This is a genomic window from Niabella drilacis (assembly GCF_900101395.1).
GTDB lineage: Bacteria > Bacteroidota > Bacteroidia > Chitinophagales > Chitinophagaceae > Niabella > Niabella drilacis.
Window position 1 is genome coordinate 1 of sequence record NZ_FMZO01000042.1, and the last position, 5,411, is coordinate 5,411.

Genomic DNA, 5,411 nt, shown 5'->3' on the forward strand with positions numbered 1-5,411 from the left:
AAAAAAGCCTCACATTTCTGTGAGGCTCTTCAATAAGAATGGCAGCTACCTACTCTCCCGCATTGTGGTGCAGTACCATCGGCCATAAGGGGCTTAACTTCTCTGTTCGGTATGGGAAGAGGTGAACACCCTTGGTATAACCACCATAAAATCTTACACTTTGTCAAGATATACTTGTCAAAACTAATAAGTTAACATATTGGAAAAAACTGTCAGAAGAGATCTAAAAAAAAATTAAAGCTTACGGGCAATTAGTACTACTCGGCTTTGATGTTACCACCTTTACACCTGTAGCCTATCAACGTCATAGTCTCTGACGGCCCTTAAAAGTAAACTCATCTTGAGGCAGGTTTCACGCTTAGATGCTTTCAGCGTTTATCCTGTCCGTACTTAGCTACTCAGCATTGCACCTGGCGGCACAACTGATACACCAGCGGTACGTACGACCCGGTCCTCTCGTACTAAGGTCATGTCCTCGCAATTTACTAACGCCCACCACAGATAGGGACCGAACTGTCTTGCGACGTTCTGAACCCAGTTCACGTGCCACTTTAATCGGCGAACAGCCGAACCCTTGGGACCTTCTCCAGCCCCAGGATGTGACGAACCGACATCGAGGTGCCAAACCTCCCCGTCGATATGAGCTCTTGGGGGAGATCAGCCTGTTATCCCCGGAGTACCTTTTATCCTTTGAGCGACGGCCCTTCCATACAGAACCGCCGGATCACTTTAGCCGACTTTCGTCCCTGCTCGGCCTGTTTGCCTCACAGTCAAGCTCCCTTATACTAATGCGCTCTGCGTACGATTACCAACCGTACTGAGGGAACCTTTGCAAGCCTCCGTTACTCTTTAGGAGGCGACCACCCCAGTCAAACTACCCACCATGCACTGTGTGACTCGCGTCATTAGATTCTAAATCAAAGAAGGTTGGTATTTCAACGACCGCTCCACCCTACCTGGCGGCAAGGCTTCATAGCGTCCCAACTATACTACACATCCGTAATTCAAAATCAATGCAAAGTTGTAGTGAAGGTTCACGGGGTCTTTCCGTCCCGTGGCGGGTAACCGGCATCTTCACCGATACTACAATTTCACCGGGCTCGTGGAGGAGACAGCGTTCAACTCATTAGACCATTCGTGCAGGTCGGAACTTACCCGACAAGGAATTTCGCTACCTTAGGACCGTTATAGTTACGGCCGCCGTTTACTGGGGCTTCAGTCAGAAGCTTTGGATTACTCCGAACATCCTTCCTTAACCTTCCAGCACCGGGCAGGTATCAGGCTCTATACGTCATCTTTCGATTTTGCAGGGCCCTATGTTTTTGTTAAACAGTTGGTTGAACCATTTTACTGAGACCACATCGCTGTGGTACGCTTTATCCCGAAGTTACAGCGTCAATTTGCCTAGTTCCTTCTCCACGGCTCACCCGAGCGCCTTAGAATACTCATCCCGTCTACCTGTGTCGGTTTGCGGTACCGGCTGCTATACTCGCTTTTCTTGGAAGCACTCTCACTGCTACGCTTCACCCGAAGGTTCCACTCGTCTAATCCGTCAGACTAGGCAGCTAACATGCTCCGTCACTTTTATCGTATAGCAGGCGCAGGAATATTAACCTGCTTTCCATCGTCTACCCCTTTCGGGTTTGACTAAGGACCGGGCTAACCCTGATCCGATTAACGTTGATCAGGAACCCTTAGACTTTCGGCGATAAGGTTTTTCACCTTATTTATCGTTACTTATGCCTACATTTTCTTTTCTAATCGCTCCAGCATACGTCGCCGCACACCTTCGTCGCCATTAGAATGCTCCCCTACCGATATACCACCTAGTGGCAATCATAGAGCTTCGGTTCATGGTTTAATACCCGATTATTTTCCGCGCAGAGTCTCTCGACCAGTGAGCTGTTACGCACTCTTTAAATGAATTGCTGCTTCCAAGCAAACATCCTGGCTGTTATTGAAACTCTACATCGTTTGTCTAACTTAACCATGTATTGGGGACCTTAGCTGCTATTCTGGGTTATTTCCCTCTCGGCCATGGACCTTAGCGCCCACAGCCTCACTCCCGGAGATATGTACTAGCATTCGGAGTTTGTCAGGGTTTGGTAGGCGGTGAAGCCCCCTAGCCCAATCAGTAGCTCTACCTCTAGTACACTTCTAAAATCCGAGGCTGTTCCTAAAAACATTTCGGGGAGAACGAGCTATCTCTCAGTTTGATTGGCCTTTCACCCCTATCCACAGTTCATCCCAAGACTTTTCAACGTCAACGGGTTCGGTCCTCCAGTGTGTGTTACCACACCTTCAACCTGACCATGGATAGATCACAAAGTTTCGCGTCTACCCCCACTGACTAAGCGCCCTGTTCGGACTCGCTTTCGCTACGGCTCCGTTTCTTAAAACTTAACCTCGCCAGTGAGGAGTAACTCGTAGGCTCATTATGCAAAAGGCACGCCGTCACACATTACTGTGCTCCGACCGCTTGTAGGCGTACGGTTTCAGGTACTATTTCACTCCCTTATTCAGGGTGCTTTTCACCTTTCCCTTACGGTACTGGTTCACTATCGGTGTCTGAGGAGTATTTAGCCTTACCAGATGGTGCTGGCAGATTCAAGCAGGATTCCTCCGGTCCCGCCCTACTCAGGATACTACACGTCCACGTTAATTTCCGCTTACGGGGCTATCACCCGCTATGGCTTAACTTTCCAGAAAATTCTGCTTGATAACGCTTTCTAAAAGTAGTCCTACAACCCCAACTCCGCACGCGAAGTTGGTTTAGGCTCTTCCCTGTTCGCTCGCCACTACTTAGGGAATCATTGTCTTATTTTCTTTTCCTCCGGGTACTTAGATGTTTCAGTTCTCCGGGTTGGCTCTCTTTCGAGTGATATACCTTCAGTATATCAGGTTGTCCCATTCGGAAATCTCGGGATATTATGCTTGTGTGCAGCTCCCCCGAGCTTATCGCAGCTTACCACGTCCTTCATCGCCTCTCAGACCCAAGGCATCCACCATACGCCCTTAATTGCTTTAAAAAAGTTCGTAAACTTAATTAATATGAGGCTCCAATTCTCATTGGAGACTTGATTTTTAGTTTATTGTAGATTGTTACCCGACCACATTTCTTCAGACCAACCATAATTAAATATAGTGTGATGTTACAAAATTGTGATCGATACCCGACTTTCATCGGGCTGCTAGGTACTCTCCTAACAGTTTGTTTTTTTCCAATATGTCAAAGAACTTGGTCTCCAACCTAAAAAAGGTATAAAGACTTTTGCAGATAAAATGGTTTCGAACCATCGTAGCCTCCCAGGCTTTATCTCATCTTAAAAGAACTAATTTTTGTGGAGGATATCGGAGTCGAACCGATGACCCTCTGCGTGCAAGGCAGATGCTCTAGCCAACTGAGCTAACCCCCCATTCTTTGAGTTGCAAACCCAGATACCGGATCTCTAACCACCACTGGCTGCATCTTTTACTATTTCAAGATCTATTTGGCCGATGACCACTCCCGCCTCAAGCGGGATGCTCTACCCAACTGAGCTACCCCCCCATTTTGGGCAGAAAGCTCAACGCTTAATGCTTAACGCTTTCAGGCGTTTTGCGTTCAGCATTTTTGTAGACCCGACCAGATTTGAACTGGTGACCCCTACATTATCAGTGTAGTGCTCTAACCAGGCTGAGCTACGGATCTGTCTCTAATAAACCAACCTGATAATCGGATAATCAGCCTTGGCTTTAGATGCCGTACTCCAAATTGGCCATCAAATCTTATATAAAGAACTTAATAAATTTAAAAGTAGGAAACAACAGCACCAGTAAGTGCTTGCTCTAAAAAGGAGGTATTCCAGCCGCACCTTCCGATACGGCTACCTTGTTACGACTTAGCCCCAATTACCAGTTTTACCCTAGGCAGCTCCTTGCGGTTACCGACTTCAGGTACACCCGGCTTTCATGGCTTGACGGGCGGTGTGTGCAAGGTCCGGGAACGTATTCACCGTATCATTGCTGATATACGATTACTAGCGATTCCAGCTTCACGCAGTCGAGTTGCAGACTGCGATCCGAACTGAGAAGAGGTTTTTGGGATTAGCTTCATATCACTATGTCGCAACCCTTTGTCCTCCCCATTGTAGCACGTGTGTAGCCCTGGGCATAAAGGCCATGATGACTTGACATCATCCCCTCCTTCCTCGCGTCTTACGACGGCAGTTTCACTAGAGTTCCCAGCGTTACCTGATGGCAACTAGTGATGGGGGTTGCGCTCGTTGCGGGACTTAACCCAACACCTCACGGCACGAGCTGACGACAGCCATGCAGCACCTTGCTTTGTGTCTATTGCTAGAAATACCGCTTTCACGGTACGGCACTCGCATTCTAGCCCAGGTAAGGTTCCTCGCGTATCATCGAATTAAACCACATGCTCCACCGCTTGTGCGGACCCCCGCCAATTCCTTTGAGTTTCAATCTTGCGATCGTACTTCCCAGGTGGGATACTTAATGCTTTCGCTCAGACACTTATTGTGTATCACAAATGTCGAGTATCCATAGTTTAGGGCGTGGACTACCAGGGTATCTAATCCTGTTTGATCCCCACGCTTTCGAGCATCAGTGTCAATATATGTGTAGCCAGCTGCCTTCGCAATTGGTGTTCTATGTCATATCTATGCATTTCACCGCTACATGACATATTCCGCTAACCTCCACAATATTCAAGACCAATAGTATCAATGGCAGTTTCCAAGTTAAGCTCGGAGATTTCACCACTGACTTACTAGCCCACCTACGCTCCCTTTAAACCCAGTGAATCCGGATAACGCTTGCACCCTCCGTATTACCGCGGCTGCTGGCACGGAGTTAGCCGGTGCTTATTCATCTGGTACCGTCAGTTGATCTAGAAAGACCCTTTTTCGCCCCAGATAAAAGAAGTTTACAATCCAGAGGACCTTCATCCTCCACGCGGCATGGCTGGTTCAGACTTGCGTCCATTGACCAATATTCCTTACTGCTGCCTCCCGTAGGAGTCGGGCCCGTGTCTCAGTGCCCGTGTGACTGGTCGTGCTCTCACACCAGTTAATGATCGTTGGCTTGGTGAGCCGTTACCTCACCAACTACCTAATCATACGCACACCCGTCTTCTAGCGCATCGCTGCTATAATAACAATGAGATGCCTCATCATCATCTTACGGGGTATTAATCCAAGTTTCCCTGGGCTATCCCCCTCTAAAAGGAAGGTTGTGTACGTGTTCCGCACCCGTTTGCCGGTCTCAAGAAGTGCAAGCACCTCTCTACCCCACGACTTGCATGTATTAAGCCTGCCGCTAGCGTTCATCCTGAGCCAGGATCAAACTCTCCGTTGTAAATGAGTTTGACTTACTGACATCTAAAAATTCTCAAGAGAAAAATTAACGTG

General features: G+C 48.0%; 2 tRNA genes and 3 rRNA genes. All 5 read right to left on the minus strand.

What is annotated here, in order from left to right:
• Positions 1–36: 36 nt before the first annotated feature.
• The 5 genes from rrf to BLS44_RS26135 all read right to left on the minus strand — a co-directional run bounded on the left by rrf (position 37) and on the right by BLS44_RS26135 (position 5,358).
• Positions 37–148: ribosomal RNA gene (gene rrf, locus BLS44_RS26115) — 5S ribosomal RNA — on the minus strand.
• Between the two features lie 83 nt (positions 149–231).
• A 23S ribosomal RNA gene (locus BLS44_RS26120) occupies positions 232–3,029 on the minus strand.
• Positions 3,030–3,342: 313 nt separating this feature from the next.
• Positions 3,343–3,416, minus strand: a tRNA-Ala gene (locus BLS44_RS26125).
• 200 nt (positions 3,417–3,616) lie between these two features.
• Positions 3,617–3,691: transfer RNA gene (locus tag BLS44_RS26130), tRNA-Ile, on the minus strand.
• A gap of 141 nt (positions 3,692–3,832) precedes the next feature.
• Positions 3,833–5,358: ribosomal RNA gene (locus BLS44_RS26135) — 16S ribosomal RNA — on the minus strand.
• Together the 16S, 23S and 5S rRNA genes with 2 tRNA genes alongside form the textbook arrangement of a ribosomal RNA operon.
• Between the last annotated feature and the right edge of the window lie 53 nt (positions 5,359–5,411).